Source organism: Limihaloglobus sulfuriphilus, from assembly GCF_001999965.1.
GTDB classification, from domain to species: domain Bacteria; phylum Planctomycetota; class Phycisphaerae; order Sedimentisphaerales; family Sedimentisphaeraceae; genus Limihaloglobus; species Limihaloglobus sulfuriphilus.
Genome location: NZ_CP019646.1, coordinates 1,474,695 through 1,488,911, shown reverse-complemented (window position 1 = coordinate 1,488,911; position 14,217 = coordinate 1,474,695). Strand labels below are relative to the sequence as shown.

Below are 14,217 nucleotides of genomic sequence, written 5' to 3'. Positions count from 1 at the left end.
AATAATTTGTTCAAGTACAATTGTTAAAAAACTGAAGTGAAATTGGGCATATCTGATTATGCCGTGTTTGTTCTGGTAATTTCCGTGCTTATCTAAGCTATTTCAGATCAAACAGAGAGTTATTGTCAGGGCCGAACCACCCCAGAGCCATTTGGGCGGTTTGTTTTTCGCTCATAATGGCGTTAGTAACGTAAGGGGCGCTTAAATCCATAGTATCATTTGAGACGTGGCCGTCGCACCATACGGTGTTTGTAAATTTGCCGTGTCTGAAATGAATTGTCGGCTCGGGGCGTGCACCAATAGAAGATGGGGGCGGGCCGGCCGGCATTCTGCTTTGCATGTCAAGGTACCACTGCCAATACGGAGGATGAGCAAACGAGTATTCTATAAAGGCGGTGCCGGAGCCCTTTATTTTCTGGCGGTAAGCGGTATCGGTGAACATGATTGTTGATGAAGGGTTTTTGACAGCGGCTGCTTTTACTGAATCGCCGGTTCCGGTCATTGTATTACCGCCTATGTAGTCGTTGTATCCGTATCCGCCGCAGCCCGCTTCAAAGTTAGCGTTTGACTGGCCGGAAGCCGCGTAATAATCACTCTTTTTAAACGCCGGACAGCGTTTTACTCCTCCCTCACCCAGATACGCAGAAAGCGGTCCAAGCAGCGGGTCAAACGGCTCATTTTTGTTTTTACGTGTCCCGTGCCAGCGGTAGAGGTTTTCTCCCCATATATCCCGGGCAGCGGGTACATAGTGTCCTTTGTTTTCTGAGACATAGCCCTGGTTTGCAAGCTGGAGCTGGCGTATATTGGACTTGCATACAATTCTTGCAGCGCTTTTTCTCGCGGCCCAAAGTGCAGGCATAATGATAGACATCAAGAGGCCGATTATGGATATAACAACCAGCAGCTCTATCAGCGTAAAGGCTTTTATGTTTTTATCAGTCTGTCTCATTCTTTTATTCTGCGGGTAAAGCCCGCTGCCCGGTTTTGTACTTATTTCTTCCTTTTTGCGGCTAAAAATGCCCCCAGACCCAGCAATGCAATAGCTGCCGGTTCTGGTACAGGTGCCGCATCAGCAGAGCCGTTGATATTATCTAAAGCGAAATAAGACGGCGTTACCATTCCGTAGTCATTGTTATCAGTGGAGCTCATGGCAAAGGTTAATTTGCTTATCTGACCCAGAGAGCTCAGGTCAAGCCACGTCCATGTGTCTATAATATAGTCCCGGCTGTTGTCTTCGAACGTGAAGTCGGCAAGCATAAAGTCGAGAGACTCGGAGCTTTCGTTTCCTGTGCCGGTTATGGTGAGCTTGAGCCAGTCGGGGTCATTGCCGCTGTCTCCGCCGAATTTTTTGGCTAAACCGTCTCCATTCAGCATAGAAAGATAAGCGTAGGTTGTGTTTGTAATCCAAACACCCGAAATAACAGATTCAGCATTAAAGTTTATTTCCGGTGTTCCGGAATAACCGTCAACGTAGCATATGCCGTATGTGTTGCCGGGTGTTTCGGCATAAGCGCTTGTATCATTTGTATAACCTTCCGTTGTTGTATCTGTTTTGTTCGAGTAGGTAAAGCCGCTCCATGATACCATTGATCCCCAATCGGTTAAATACTGGTTAAATCCAGCATCACCGCTGCTGAAAGTCCGTTCAACAGGTGTGTAAAGCGCATCTGGTGCCTCGCCCACCCAGTGGCTCTCAGGAGCCAGTGCTGCCCCGACATCTTCAAGATCAATGACGGCAGAAGCCGTTGCAGTCAGTATTGTAATTACATTTAAAACCATAAAAATCTTTGTCAATTTGTTCATTTTGTTCATTCTTTTCTCCGAACACAATAATTATTATTCGCACCAATCAGGGTATGGCCACTAACAGTAAAATTGGTGCTTACTTATTTCTATAAAGCCAGTTTCCGGCGAGCAGCAGATAGTCATCAGCATCTACAAAGCCGTCTTCGTTAAAGTCTCCCTGAGGCCAGCCGCCGGTTTTGTTCCAGTTTTTATGCAGTCTCAAGAAGTCATGAAAATTTACTTCGCCGTCCGAATCGCCGTCGCCGGTTATATTTTCCAGGATACCAACAGCATTGAGGTCAAAACCTCCGGAGCCCCAGGTTTCCCAGGCATCGTATATAGGGTTGCCCAGACTGTCTGCAAAATAACCGTTTCCTGCTATATCAACTATTCGTATATAGTTTATCTGTTCAATATTCACCGTATTGTCCAGAACCAGAGGATGCTCTGATAAATCCGATAGGTTAAAAGGCGTGCCCCATGAGCCGCTGCCTGAATTTATATGTTTGCCTGCGAGGTTCCAGATCTTCGTAACATCAATATACCCATAAGGCCCCACCGGCTCCGATGAGGCATTATAATAGCATGGAAATCGGGCAAAATCGGTGCCGTTTGTGGAAACTTCAACAAATGCAAGCTCTGCAGGCAGCAGCCCGCCAGAGCCGAATGTGTTTTCAAATACAGCAAAATCAGGGCCCGGGCCGTTAGAAACCGTTTCAGGGAAAGAGAGAGTAATAAAACCCGGTTCGTCATCAATATCATAAGTTACCCCGTCTTCCCAGTTCAAATCTCCAAGAGAGACCACATCCAAATCGCTGGTTGTTACAGGGCCAAGGGCGTTGGCTGTGTCGCTGAAATCGTTACCGGTATAGGGTGATGGGCCGATACCGTCTATTCCATAGGATTCTGTCTCGTCAGATGGAAGGTATTCAACGACAGTTACTGCCCAGCCCGAAAAAACAGGGTTGAGCTGGTTTTCAAAAACACCCGGTATGCCGGCGTCGATGGCATCTGGACTATTGGTGCCGTCGGAATATTCACCGGCAAGGACAGAGCCCGACAGGATCACCATCAGCAAAGACGCGAGAATATATACTGTTATTCTTTTATTGCTATTTACCATCTGTATTATCATTATTCCAAAAAAAAAGCCATTGTTCCTGCGGCAAGAACAATGGCTTTTGATATTCAGCTTATTTCTTTCTTATTCCTTACGCGGGAAACTGCACACTGCGCATGCTTGAATTACTAATTCAGCTTTACAGTGCTAAAGATCTATACCAGTGCAGGTCTTCTGACTTGCGTTTGCAAACAGGCGCCTTCCCGCGACATTAGCTGTCACAGTGGCATATTGCCTGTTTCTGGATTATTCTTGTTATCCAGACGCATACAGCGGCGCGACCGTTGCAGATTTTCACTGCATTCCCTTTTAACCGGAATACGGACACGGGCATATTTTTAAATTTTGTAATGAGCAGGAGTTTATTTATATTTCATATATCAGATTTGTCAAATGAAATTCATTATCTGCGGTAAATAAGCAGTATTATGACAGAAAACAGTTCATTATGCCAAAATCCTGCTGAATAAGTTTTCGTAAAAGCTGTTTGTTATGTGAAAGTCCGGCGGGTTATTTCTCTTGTATAAACTCGCCTGACTCCGTGAGAAGATATACTTCTTTTACCCTGTCTTTTGAAGGCATGTTAAATGCCCTTGAGTATTTTTCGTCTTCAGGGTCCACAAGGGTTATCTTGTCCAGCTTTATGCTAAGTTCTGACTGCCGTTTGTAGAAATACAGCCGTATTTTTCTGGGCAGGATATATTCACTCTCAAGCGAGACGGGACGGTAATCATCCAGCTCACAAAGCATTATCAGATTGTTTTCGCTGTTAAAGTAGCCAATTCTCCTTAAAGTATGGTCGTCAGGCGAAAATTCCAGCGCCTTGACCATTTGGCCCCGGCCGTTGCCTATGCCGATTGATAACTCGTCAGAAACGAACAGCTCTTCTTCCTTTTCATAGTTAACATGTCCCAGGCACTCAAGAAAAGCCTCCGGCCTCAGTCCTACCGGCAGCCGGTTGTCCATAACCAGCATATTCTGCTGGCCCCAATAGATGTCATTTCTGTCTCTGAACCGGCTCCAGATCCAGAATTCATGACCGGTAAGGCCCAGACTTACAGCGGATTTTTGAAGCAGATGGTCCATAGAGACGTAGAGTTTGTTGGGCGGGTTGAAGATAACATCGATTCTGGTTATGTTTTCCATGTTTTTCTCACCGTCCGCGTCGATAAATTCGGCACGTCCGGAGCCCTGGGCTTTGAATGGGACGGCAGAGGCCTTTTGTTTGGCAAGAAAATTCATGCTTGAGTTGTATTTTCGCTCACTCTTTTCAAACTGCTGGCCGCAGCCAAGTAAAAATATGGAAATAAGTATGGAGACAGTTATTTTAATCTTCAAGAAGCACCTCCCGGATGTTTTCTGTCAGAGCGTCAATCCGCTCAGGGCTTAATTCAGGTTTTATGAGTTTTGATGTTTTATTTGTTCCGGCTGTTCTCATATTCCATATCTCTACGCCGTCAGAGCTTTGAGAGTTCTGATATTTTAAAATCCTTTTTCGCATCAGTATCAAAGCGAGTATGTACCTGAAGTTGATTTTTTCTTCATTTTCTTCATCGCTTAGCCGCTCATAGAATGCCAGCAGCATCTCATCATCAATAAAAGTTTTTTTGTTTTCATCCGGCAGCGGTATGCGGCTTTTCCAGAAATAAAATACCTGAAGCTGATTCTCCATCCAGTATTTCCTGCTGAAATCCCGCCGCTCAAGATTGCCGTCTTCGTTTTCGGTTAACACTGCGAAATACTCCTCCCCCGGTTCGAGTTCCCGCTGTGTTCCGTAACAGAAGCCTGTTGTTTTTTTTATTTCCCAATCTGCCATATAAGTCTGAATTTCTATTTGCGTTTATTTCTCGCTTTAAAAGCCGCGATTTCCGCAATTGTCCGTGCTTTTACTTCTCCAATACCTTTGACGTTAATAAGCTCATCGGCATTTTGAAACTTCCCTGTTTCTGATATTTCGTCTCTATACTTTATTATTGCGGCTGCCGTCGCGGGGCCGATGCCTTCAATAAGCTCAAGCTGTGTCAGTCCGGCTTCATTGATGTCAAGTTCAGATAAACCCTCCGGGTCCGGGCCGCTGTCTGAAACTGGAAAGTAAAAGAACGCCGCGGCCGAGGCGAACATAACGGCCGAAAGAGCCAAAAGGGCGGTTTCTGTAATTGTTTTGCCTTTAATTGCGACAGACATTTTTTAAAGTTTCTGCAGTTTTAGGATTTTCTTATACGCTTTGGACACATCGTAATTCTTGCTTAGGATTCCGCAAGAAGGCCTGTTGCTGTTTGCTACTGCGGCAGAATATGAAACTCCGGCGACAGATGGTTTACTCAGGGCTATTTTGTAAACATATTCCAGCCATTTAGCCTGGATATCCTGGGACCATTCTTTTTCCCAGTATCCGTAATAGATACTGTCTGATTGCCTTGGAGCCTTGAGCTCTGAGACATATATCTGGCGGCCAAGATTGGTAAAACTGTCTATCTTGGAGGAAATCTGCAGTAAATCTCTTACAGCGGGATACTTGCAGCGGTTCCATATATCCAGGTCAAGCGAGATGCCGTCAAACCAGATGTTCTGCTGGATCAGCATTTCAAGGAAAACCAGCGGCGGGATATTGTCATAGGATACCGATTCGCTGCTGCCCCAGGGGTCGCAGATTTGAATAAGTTTCCCGGAGCTGTCGCCGTTTCTTGCCGCGATGAACGCCGAACGGGTTATCTCGAGAATCTCGTCAAGGCTGAATTTGAGGCAGTTTTTGCAGTTTATGCCTTTGAGAACGATCCACTGATCTACAAAGTTACGGAATCTGCCCAGGCATTCAGAGATATATCCGTATGCCGCTTCCTGTATGTCTGCAAATGAAGCGTCCTTTTGCTGGAGCCAGTCAGGAATGCACTCTTTTTCAAAGGAAACAAGGGGGCCGGCAGTGATTTTAATGCCTTTGCTGGAGGAGAGTACTTTGATGATCTTTTCTAAGCTCCCGAAGTCATATTGTCCTGGTGTTTTCTCTATTTCTCTCCAGTTAAGGGGGATTTCCACCCTGCCGAAAGCGTTTATAACTTTTTTCAAGTATTGCGGAGATTTTTTAACGTGTTCAACTTCAAGTTTGCAGCCAAAGTAGTCTTTGCCGTAGTTTGAAAGTTTTTGACGTTTCCTGAAGCCGTTTTCTGCCTGAACAATCGCCAGTTTCTCAGAGAAATGCAGTGCGTTTATCAGGGAACGGTCGGCATGTACCGACGCTTCCTGGGGATTAGCCGATGATTTTATGGCATCGACGAAAGATTTCTTGGCGTTATCAAAGTATTTTATCATTGATTCGGACATCTCAATTTCAGAGTAGTCCTCAATTTTGGATATTATAAGCATCAGCCGTGCGCGGGCCAGCTCAATGTTGAGGTTATAACAGCCTGGTTGACGCAGCAGCCTGGTTGTCGGCAGCATTATCGTGCCTATGCCTTCAATATCCCAGGGCAGGCACAGAGCGGCGGTTTCTGAGCCGGTGCAGTCCGCCGCGAGAACCTCCCGTTCGTACTGTATCAGCGAAGAGTCGCGCAGGAGATAGTTATCATGGCTGAATATGTAACTGCCTTCCAGGTTTAACTCCTGTGCAGGGCTGCCGTTCTTAAATACTTGAAATTTCAATGTTTAAAAGTCCTTTAGAATAAATTGAATACTAATTTAAACCAGGATATTATAATACAAGAGTTGGTGTTTGGCAAACTACAAACCAAGATTTTAACCTTGATTTAATATTTGAGCGGCAAAGCTGCTGTTTGGCTATTTCAGGTTTTCCCGCAGATCAGGGCGGCTTGCGGTGATTTTACCGCCGTTCTGATCATTCATGGTAATTTGCAGCGCGTTTAACCATTCTGACAGAATTGCCTTTTTTGTTGAATTTGACCTTGTCCATGTAGGCTTTCATAAGCAAAACGCCGCGCCCTGAGGTTTTAAATAGGTTTTCTTCGCGTCTCGGGTCGGGCAGATCCTCTATCTCAAAGCCGGGTCCCTCGTCTGTAATCTCTATTTCAAACTGTTTGGGAGTGATCGAATACGATACGGTAACCTTTTTATCAGGGTCGTTCTTATTGCCGTGCTTAACTGCGTTGGTGATGGCTTCGTCAAGCACAAGCTCTAAAGCAAAACGGTCCTCAGGAGAGTAGGTGCTTTCGTCGAGCTCTGAGAGTATAGACTCATAAAGCCGGGTATATTTAACCGGATACCTTAGTTCAAGGGTTTTAGAGACTGTCTTCATGGCAGACGGCATAAGTTCTGTTCTAACTCTGGTTTTCTAAACTGGTTAAGGCTTCTTCCGGCTCGTCGTAGATGTCGAATATTTTTTCCAGGGCGGTTATTTTGAAAATTTGCGCGATGTTATCCTCGATATTACAAAGAGCGAGTTTGCCTTTTTTCTCATTGACTGCGGCGTTTATTTTTATAAGTGCTCCAAGCATCGCACTCGAAAGAAACTCTACTTCGTCAAAATCAATAAGAACCTTTGGAACCGGCGCCGCCCCGATAGCGCCAAGTATCGAGTCGCGTACAGAGTTGATGTGTTCTTCTTCAAGAAGTTTTTTACAGTTCAAACTTACTATGACAATCTGATCTTTATTGAAAATTCTCACTAATCCATTTGAGGAATTCATTGTATATAACTCCGGTACTAAAATATTATTACAGTTAGAATACTATCCGGTATAATGCGTAAATGTCAAGTTATTTTTTGTTTCTGTTCATAAATACCGGCAGAGAGGGCCAGCCGATTTTTCACATAACTTTCAACTGTGGTTCTGACCTTGCAGCAAAGCGGGCAATCGGGAAGGCTCTCAAGAAGCATTTTTATATAACCCCTTGAGTGTATTCTATTAAGGGCAGCATCATAGTGTATCTGGAACAGCCAGCCCAAATGCAGCAGCTTTCTGTCGGTGAACGTTTTCACGCCGGCATATAAGACGGGCTTGCCCTTGATCACCGCGGCGGCTATCTCTGGGGTGGCCTTTTTCTGTTCGAAATCTCCAAATCCGATTGCGCGGTTATAAGATTGAGGGTCTTTCAGGTACTCATGGTACGCTTCAGATATGACGCGGTATATATCTATCTTATCGGCATCACGGATCATTCTGGTTAGAAGCAGTTGTTTCTCGTCGAGCGATTCAGTATCAAAGTCGAGCTTGTTATGAAGTTTTACCGCTGTTTTTATCGCATTTGAGTCTGTCTCGTCAAGCCCCTCGAGAAGTGAGTTGCGGTTCATGACATTTATTGATTCAGTTGCATGACAGCAGCTTTGCGGGTCGCTGAAAGTCCGATATTCGACTATTTGAGGAAATCTGCCTAAATCATGATACAGGGCCGTTATCATAGCCAGCTCTGTTAAGCGGGGATCCAGTTTGAGAATTTCACAGAGCCGCTGCATTTCAAGGCACACCATTTTGGTGTGTTCTCTTTTAAGCTCTATATTTCGATTGATAAATTCATCTTCGCAAAGATGAGAATCAACGAAATCTGCAAACCATATCAGGCGATTTTTAATCATAAATTATATTCTATATTTTAATGAACATTTTTCAATATTTTATCTTGTTAGTTTTTCTGCTTAAAATATATTATGAGCTCATGAAACTGAAAACAGAACATCTTCCCGGCATTCCGGTGCCGGTTTTTTTTCGTAGAAACCGCAGGGCAAGGCGGATTGTTGTAACTACAGAACATAACTGTGTTAAAGTCTCTGTTCCGTTGTGGAATAGCTACAGCCAGGCGAGGGATTTTGTTGTCTCAATAGCAACAAAAATAAATTCTAATATCAAAGAACTGACTGCCAAAGGCGTTGATACCCAGCGTGACGTAAATATGCGTTTGGCGAGAATGCCTGTTGAAGCCAAAAAACTGGCCGACAGGTTTGTTTACCTCGCTAAGAAATACGGCTTTAAATATAAAAAACTCACAATCAGAAATCAGCGAACCATGTGGGGGAGTTGTTCGTCTTCAGGTAACATTAGTATTAATATAGCCTTAGCGGAATTACCCGGAGATTTAAGGGACTATGTGATCCTTCATGAGCTGGTTCACACAAAACATCCAAACCACAGCAAACGCTTTTGGAAAGAGCTGGATAAATACACTTTGATCAGTTCGAAAATTACAGATCGAAAACTTCGGGATTACCGAATAACTCAATGGTGGTAAACGAGTTATTCGTTTCTCCTAAGAGCCTCACTCTTCTTTTTTCGCAGCGTCTGCATTTGCTTTGAGTATCTCTTTTGCCTTCTCTTCGTTTTCGGGCGGCCATTTACCGGCAGCCTGAAGTTCTTTGAGTTTTTCAAGATGATCGAGTTTCACGATTGTCCGGCAGCGGGGGAACTTGTTGCAGCCCAGGAATTTACCTCTTTTACTGTCACGGATAACCAGCTCGCCTTTTGCGCATTTATAGCACTTTATACCGGTAGGCTCCGGCGGGGCCTTGGGCGGCACGGGGTTGCCGTCTTTTCCTATACGCATAATGGTTTTGCACTGAGGATAATCCTCACAGCCGAGGAATTTGCCGTAACGGCCGTTCTTCTCAATCATGTTTTTGCCGCAGTTCGGGCATTTTATGCCGGATGGTTTTTCTTCTAATATCTTGCCGTCTTTATCTACCGGAGCCGCGAATTTGCATTCAGGATAGGTTGAGCAGCTCAGGAATCTTCCGTTTCTGCCGAAACGATACACCAGCTCAGCGCCGCACTCAGGGCATTTATAGTCGCTTGGCTGGGTTTCAGCCTTTGCGTGCTTCATCTGCTCAAGGGCGTTGTCGAGGTTCTCTTTGAATGGCCCGTAGAAGTCATTCAGTACTCCGACCCAGTTGCTGTGCTGGTCTTCAATGTTGTCGAGTTTCTGCTCCATAAGCCTGGTGAAGTCCATGTCCATGATTTGCGGGAAAAACTCGCTGAGTTTATCTGTGACGACTTCACCAAGGTCAGTAGCGTGAAACTTTCGTTCTCGCTGTTCAACATAATTTCTGTCCTGAATTGTGGAGATAATGCTGGCATAAGTACTTGGCCTGCCAATCCCCTGGTTTTCCAGGGCTTTTACCAGTGAACCTTCAGTGTATCTTGCCGGCGGTTTTGTCCATTTTTCATCAAGACTTATATCAACGGGCCTGAGCTGTTGGTCTGTTTCTAATTCGGGTATTCTCTGTTCGTTGGAGCTTGTGTGCCAGACTTTTGTAAAGCCGTCAAATACAAGCTGCCTTCCGGCAGAGCGGTAAAGACCTGTTTTGCCGCTGTTTTGGGCCTTGATATCTATTGTGGTAATATTCCATTTAGCGTTGGACATCTGGCAAGCCACAAACCTGCGCCATATAAGGTCATAAAGTTTGTATTGTTCAGCCGTTAAGTGAGGTTTTACAAATTCAGGGCTCAGAGCAGGGTCGGTGGGGCGGATAGCTTCGTGAGCCTGCTGAGCATTCTTGGCGGAGGTGAAGAAATTCGGTTTTTCGGGGACATATTCGTCGCCAAACTCTTTGCCTATAAAAGTTCTTGCCGCGTTAAAGGCTTCTGGTGAGATGTAAGTGCTGTCGCTTCGCATGTATGTAATAAGACCGACAGAGCCCATTGCCCCCAGTTCGATACCTTCGTAAAGGTTTTGCGCCAGACGCATGGTTCGTTTGGTCGCGAATCCCAGTTTATTCGCGGCGGTCTGCTGAAGCGAAGATGTTATAAATGGCGGAGCCGGGCGGGACTGGGTTTGTTTGGTTTTATAGTCAGAGACCTTAAAATCCGCCCCTTTGAGTATCTCGTAGGCGGTGAAAGCCAGGTCTTTATCTTCCGGGACAAATTTTTGGCCGTTGATTTCCTTAAGTTCTGCTCTGAAGGCATCATGCTCAGAGAGCCATTTATTCTGGTCTGAAACAGTGGGGCGGTTTTTCTCGTCATCACCGAGAAACTGTTTCCAGATTTCTGAACAGTCTAAATTTAAGTCAGTGGTGAATACCGCCGGTATCAGCCAGTATGGCTTGGGGTTAAATGCCCGAATCTCTCGCTCACGCTCAACCACCATTTTAACCGCGACTGATTGTACCCTGCCGGCACTAAGTCCCTTGCTTACCTTTTTCCACAGCAGCGGGCTGATCTGATACCCAACAATTCGGTCAAGGATTCGCCTGGCCTGTTGAGCCATTACCTTGTTCATGTTCAGTTTGCCGGGCTCTGAAAATGCATCCTGTATAGATTTCTTTGTAATTGCGTTAAATACAACACGATACGTTTTTTCCGGATCAAACTTTAACATCTCGCTGATATGCCAGGCTATTGCCTCTCCCTCGCGGTCAAGGTCAGTTGCCAGGTATAGTGTGTCGCATTTTTTCGCCGCACTCTTGAGTGAGTTGAGTGTCCGCTTCTTTCCGGGCATAATGTCATACGTAGGCTCAAAGTTGTTTTCTATATCAACGTTAAGTCCTTTGCTCGGAAGGTCACGGATATGGCCAACAGAGGCTTTTACCTCGAAGTTCGAACCAAGGTATTTGTTTATAGTTTTCGCTTTGGCCGGTGACTCTACGACTACCAGCGCTTTTGTGCTGTTTTTTTCCGCCATTGGTATTCCAGATGTAACTCTAAATTTTACAAGTAGATAAAAATCTTTTGTGCTTTAAGCAAGCAACATAATTTATTTCTTTTAGTGCAATAGAATTATGTTTTGACAGTTTAAAGTCAAGAGAATTCAAAAAATATTATGTCCCCATCTCTTCGCTGCCGCTATGCCGCTGTATATAAAACATGCTGTTTAGAGCTTCGGAATCAGTAAAACCACAAGGCCGGCTTATAAAAAAAGGGAGCATTTCTGATGCTCCCTTATCGGTTTTGATTAAAATATCACTTTGACTTGTGTCAGCTCTTGAGCCAATCTTGAATCCTGTCAATTCCTTTGTCTATCTGTTCCATTGAGCAGGCAAAGCTGAGTCGTACATTGTTGTCACACCCGAAAGCCCCGCCGGGAACAATCGCTACGTTCGCCTGTTCGAGCAGAGTCTGAGCAAATGTCATACTGTCGGTTATCTCAACGCCGCCAATAGTCTTGCCGTAATAGTGACTTACATCAGGGAAGCAGTAAAACGCGCCTGTCGGTTCCGGGCAGATGAATCCCTCAATCGCCTTTAAGCGTTTTGACATATGTCCGCCGCGTTTCTCAAATTCCAGCCGCATCTGTTCTACAACGCCGTCCGGGTCTTTGAGTGCTTCAACAGCGGCATACTGGACAAAACTAACCGGATTCTGCGTCATATGTGACTGGAGTTTGCCCATAGCCTTTATAATCTGCAGCGGGCCGGCAGTGTATCCCAGACGCCATCCGGTCATGGCGAATGCCTTGCTGAAACCGTTTATAGTAATTGTCCTGCTGAAGGCATCGTCGCTGAGAGCGGCGAAACTTATAAACTGTGTATTACCGTAAACAAGGCGTTCGTAAATCTCGTCAGAAACTACTGTTACATTTGTTCCTTCAAGCACTTTGGCCAGCTCTTTGAGCTCATCAGGTGTATAGCAGAAGCCGCCGGGGTTGTTGGGCGAGTTCAGCAAAAATGCCGCTGTCTTATCTGTAAGGGCATTTTTGAGCTGTTCTGGAGTAACTTTATAACTGTTTGACGGGTCTCCGTTTATGACTTTTGGTGTTCCTCCTGCAAGTTTGATTGCCTCTGGATATGTTACCCAGTACGGAGCAGGCATAATAACTTCATCGCCATCATCAAGTATAGCCTGGAAGGCTTCGTATATAGAGTGTTTTGCTCCGATATTGCATATTATCTGTTCAGGGGTGTAGTCGAGATTGTTTTCAGCTTTGAGCTTTTCGCAAATGGCTTTTTTCAGTTCGGGTATTCCCGGAGTTGCTGTGTAGCCTGTTTTGCCGTCATTTATAGCTTTGATTGCCGCGTCTTTTATGTATTGAGGTGTGTCAAAATCCGGTTCGCCGGCGCCATAACTGACAACGTCGATGCCTTGTGCTTTCATTTCTTTTGCGCGAGTAGCTACCAGCATTGTTGCTGAAGCCGGAACGGCTTGTGCTCTTTGGCTAATTTTCATTTTTGTCCTTATTTATAGTAACATTAACAAATCTGATTTTACCATCAGTTTACTTAATTGCGGATGAACAATGGATTTAAAAGTCTTTATTACTATACTTAATCTGTGTGCAAGGTCAAGAAATAAGCATTTATTTCTGAAAAATTGTGCTGCGAGGCGGTTATCTAAAATAGTCTCTTTTTGTAACGGTTAATTTTATCTATATTTGCGTTAAAATCTAAGCGGTATCTTTTTTGCTCAATCCGGCTTGCCTGCTATATAAGCGGCTATTATAGAGCCGGCAGCTATCATGGCGATGCTGATAATTTGTGAAATGGTGAGTGTGCTTATTTCATAAGGATTGTCATCCCTGAGATTCTCAAGTATTATCCTGCCAAAGCCATACAGCACAAGCATCAAAGCGCCGGTAATGCCCGGTCTGGCAAGCCGGTATCGCATGGGTGATTTCTCATGTTCTTGTCTGCCGTAAAGCGAACCGGCGCCGGCGAGCCGCCAGTAGAAGAACAAGATCGCCAGCCAGCTGAAAGCAAAAACAGAGGAGTAGAGCTGAGTGGGATGTATCGGCACGCAGTGGTTAGGACCGTTTTTAGAGACAGCCTGCTTTTCTTCTTCGGTGAGCATTTCATACGGTTTCAACGGATAATTAAATTTTGCATCGCCCTCGGGTGCCGGAATCCAGCGGCCGTCCTGGGATACTCTGCCGTAATAAGACGACGGCAGTTTCAATGTCGGTTCATCTCTGCCTCTTTGAGGGTCAGGGTATGCCTGTGAGTTGTAAGGTATTGAATCGTAAGGGAATACCACAGCCCAAGGCAGACTGCATGGTTTGCCGTAGCAGCACCCTTCAAGCAGGCAGCCGATTCGTCCAAAACCTATACCCGCCATGAGTGCCACGGCGAGAATGTCCAGGCACAGCATAATCCGCTGTTTTTTTATATGGAGATACACAACTATGGCAATGATAGCCGCGATTACGCCGCCGAGCAGCTCTCGCCCCGGTTCCCAAATGCGGAAAACAGCGAGAAAACTGTCAAAATGCTCGTAGTAATGGACGACGTGAAGGACTCTTGATCCGAAAAGGCCGGCAACCAGTGATATAAGTGCCGCGTTGACAAGGATATCATCCTTTATGCTGACCCTCCTGGACATGTACTTTACTATAAAAGCCGCGGCGATAAAACCGATAGCTATCATAAGTCCGGGGCCTTTAACGGTCAGGTTGGTAAAAGGTATAGTGAATAGTTCCGGTTTCATGGATGCGACATCTTCAAT

General features: G+C 45.2%; 14 protein-coding genes and 1 riboswitch. Of the genes, 1 reads left to right on the top strand and 13 read right to left on the bottom strand.

What is annotated here, in order from left to right; translation table 11 throughout:
• Positions 1–97: 97 nt before the first annotated feature.
• The 10 genes from SMSP2_RS05725 to SMSP2_RS05680 form a co-directional block, all read right to left on the bottom strand.
• A complete protein-coding gene (locus SMSP2_RS05725) occupies positions 98–949 on the bottom strand; it encodes a type II secretion system protein (protein ID WP_146684824.1) in 852 nt (283 codons plus the stop codon).
• Positions 950–990: 41 nt separating this feature from the next.
• Positions 991–1,812 carry a DUF4465 domain-containing protein gene (locus SMSP2_RS05720; RefSeq protein WP_146683036.1) on the bottom strand — a complete coding sequence of 274 codons (822 nt, stop codon included), beginning with the start codon at positions 1,810–1,812 and terminating at the stop codon, positions 991–993.
• Positions 1,813–1,882: 70 nt separating this feature from the next.
• On the bottom strand, positions 1,883–2,908 hold the full coding sequence (locus tag SMSP2_RS05715; protein WP_146683035.1) for a dockerin type I domain-containing protein: 1,026 nt from the start codon (positions 2,906–2,908) through the stop codon (positions 1,883–1,885).
• Between the two features lie 144 nt (positions 2,909–3,052).
• A riboswitch (cobalamin riboswitch) is annotated at positions 3,053–3,250 on the bottom strand.
• A gap of 165 nt (positions 3,251–3,415) precedes the next feature.
• Positions 3,416–4,243: a DUF4292 domain-containing protein gene (locus tag SMSP2_RS05710; protein ID WP_146683034.1), complete on the bottom strand. Its 828-nt coding sequence runs from the start codon at positions 4,241–4,243 to the stop codon at positions 3,416–3,418.
• Complete coding sequence (locus SMSP2_RS05705) at positions 4,233–4,721, bottom strand: hypothetical protein (protein ID WP_146683033.1); 489 nt, start codon at positions 4,719–4,721, stop codon at positions 4,233–4,235. Before SMSP2_RS05705 ends, SMSP2_RS05710 begins: the two co-directional genes overlap by 11 nt.
• Positions 4,722–4,735: 14 nt before the next feature.
• Positions 4,736–5,089 (bottom strand): ComEA family DNA-binding protein, encoded by a 354-nt coding sequence (locus tag SMSP2_RS05700; RefSeq protein WP_146683032.1) that lies wholly within the window; start codon positions 5,087–5,089, stop codon positions 4,736–4,738.
• Positions 5,090–5,092: 3 nt separating this feature from the next.
• The gene (locus SMSP2_RS05695; protein WP_146683031.1) at positions 5,093–6,541 is read right to left on the bottom strand and encodes an endo-1,4-beta-xylanase; all 1,449 of its coding nucleotides are present in this window, start codon (positions 6,539–6,541) and stop codon (positions 5,093–5,095) included.
• Between the two features lie 193 nt (positions 6,542–6,734).
• Positions 6,735–7,151: an ATP-binding protein gene (locus SMSP2_RS05690; RefSeq protein ID WP_186804885.1), complete on the bottom strand. Its 417-nt coding sequence runs from the start codon at positions 7,149–7,151 to the stop codon at positions 6,735–6,737.
• 22 nt (positions 7,152–7,173) lie between these two features.
• A complete protein-coding gene (locus SMSP2_RS05685; RefSeq protein WP_146683029.1) occupies positions 7,174–7,542 on the bottom strand; it encodes an STAS domain-containing protein in 369 nt (122 codons plus the stop codon).
• 65 nt (positions 7,543–7,607) lie between these two features.
• Positions 7,608–8,429 (bottom strand): HD domain-containing protein, encoded by an 822-nt coding sequence (locus SMSP2_RS05680; RefSeq protein ID WP_146683028.1) that lies wholly within the window; start codon positions 8,427–8,429, stop codon positions 7,608–7,610.
• Between the two features lie 80 nt (positions 8,430–8,509).
• Between SMSP2_RS05680 and SMSP2_RS05675 the strand changes: the two genes are divergently transcribed.
• Positions 8,510–9,079, top strand: coding sequence for a M48 metallopeptidase family protein (locus SMSP2_RS05675; protein ID WP_186804884.1), 570 nt, complete (start codon positions 8,510–8,512; stop codon positions 9,077–9,079).
• A gap of 27 nt (positions 9,080–9,106) precedes the next feature.
• Here SMSP2_RS05675 and topA read toward each other — a convergent pair whose 3' ends face one another.
• The 3 genes from topA to SMSP2_RS05660 all read right to left on the bottom strand — a co-directional run bounded on the left by topA (position 9,107) and on the right by SMSP2_RS05660 (position 14,199).
• Positions 9,107–11,464, bottom strand: coding sequence for a type I DNA topoisomerase (topA, locus tag SMSP2_RS05670; protein ID WP_146683026.1), 2,358 nt, complete (start codon positions 11,462–11,464; stop codon positions 9,107–9,109).
• Between the two features lie 293 nt (positions 11,465–11,757).
• Positions 11,758–12,945: a pyridoxal phosphate-dependent aminotransferase gene (locus SMSP2_RS05665; RefSeq protein ID WP_146683025.1), complete on the bottom strand. Its 1,188-nt coding sequence runs from the start codon at positions 12,943–12,945 to the stop codon at positions 11,758–11,760.
• A gap of 237 nt (positions 12,946–13,182) precedes the next feature.
• Positions 13,183–14,199: a prolipoprotein diacylglyceryl transferase gene (locus SMSP2_RS05660; RefSeq protein ID WP_146683024.1), complete on the bottom strand. Its 1,017-nt coding sequence runs from the start codon at positions 14,197–14,199 to the stop codon at positions 13,183–13,185.
• Positions 14,200–14,217 lie beyond the last annotated feature (18 nt).